Annotated in this window: 2 protein-coding genes; both read right to left on the reverse strand. The window is 44.9% G+C overall.

All coding sequences use genetic code 11. The features are described 5' to 3' along the window. The coding region (locus A3739_RS19560; RefSeq protein WP_197472448.1) for an Ig-like domain-containing protein at positions 1-1,285 on the reverse strand (1,285 nt) is incomplete at its 3' end. A gap of 8 nt (positions 1,286-1,293) precedes the next feature. Next, positions 1,294-1,476, reverse strand: a 183-nt coding sequence (locus A3739_RS30990; RefSeq protein WP_156502707.1) for an OmpA family protein, incomplete at its 5' end; no start/stop codon positions are given.

Here is a 1,476-nt window from a genome sequence, read left to right on the forward strand (position 1 = left end):
TCCAAGCGACACGATTCGAAACGTCCTGCGAAGTACCGTCGCTATAATCGGCGAAGGCACTAAAAGGTTGTGATTCACCAAGTGGAATAGAGGCGTTTTGTGGATAGACGCGCAGTGTATTGAGTTCGGGCGCGACAACGGTACCCGTCACAGTATCACTTAGACCATTAAGCGCAGCCGTAATATCTGTCTTGCCGGGATTAATCGCTACAGCACGACCACTATTTGCTCCAAAGGTCTCAATTTTTGCCACGGTGTCGTTGGATGAAGACCATACCACCGTATCGGTGATGTCCCTACTTTGCTGATCATTAAATATACCGGTTGCTACGTATTGCCCATCAGTACCACGTACAACTGTTATATTTTCAGGGTTAACCTCGATGCTTTCCAGTTGAATTGGAATAACGTTTAATTCAGCATTCGCGACAGCAGACTGACCGGCGAAACTGAGATTTGCAGAGACAATAACAACGCCTTCGCTTTTCGCCGTAGCTTGGCCTTTCAGTCCAATATCATTTGAAATGAAAGCGAGTTTTGGCTCATCAACCGACCATACCACTTGTTCGGTAACATCTAGATATTCAACAGGGGTCGTTGCAAGTGCAATACTTGCTGAATAATTTTCATTAACACCGATTGGTACGTAGCTGACAGGAGGTGTAATTAAAAACTCTGTAGGTTCTCCAGAAATGACCTCTAGCGAAGCAGTGTCAGAGAAGGAATTAAACTCAGCCGATATTGTTACAAGCCCTGCTAGAATCGCTCGCGCGTTGCCCGGTCGACCAGGAAAGTTTGCAATGTCAGGATCAGAGGACGTCCACTGGGTATCGACTGTCACATCTTGATTAGATCCATCATCAAATTCAACGAAACTTAAAAATTGACGCTCTAAACCTGCTAACGTAATCACTTCCTGTGGCAATACAGAAAAACTTGTGATCACTTTGTCAGTGACAATAAGATTTGCTGTGGCCACCAACTCTTGATATTGGGCTGAAACCGTGAGCTCTCCCGCTTCTAAAGTCTCTAAAAGACCACTTTGGCTAATCGCAGCAAGTGCTGTTTGATCAACACTCCAGACAGAATCTCTTGTTACGTTAAGCTGTGAGCCGTCACTACTAACAACATAGGCTTGATAAACTTGTGAGGTACCTTTGTTTAGAGTCGTTTGCAACGGAACGATTGTCAGTTGTCTATTTATATTACTTGAACTGGCAAAAATGGGATTGTCATCAGTGCATCCCATCAAAACACTGAATGCCACGAATAAGATAAGTTTCATTAAGGGGCTCATTCTGCACCTAGCTCCGTTCGATAGAATTCCAATTTAATTCTTCTATTAGCGAGATCGCTATCCTCTCCCTTGCTATTACGAAGTGCCTCGCGCTCTCCACGCCCGAGAATCGCAACACGTTCGGCCGAAACCCCTTTGTCAAGGAAGTATTGTTTGGCTTCAATGGCGCGCTTTTTGGC

Source organism: Oleiphilus sp. HI0067, assembly GCF_001635735.1.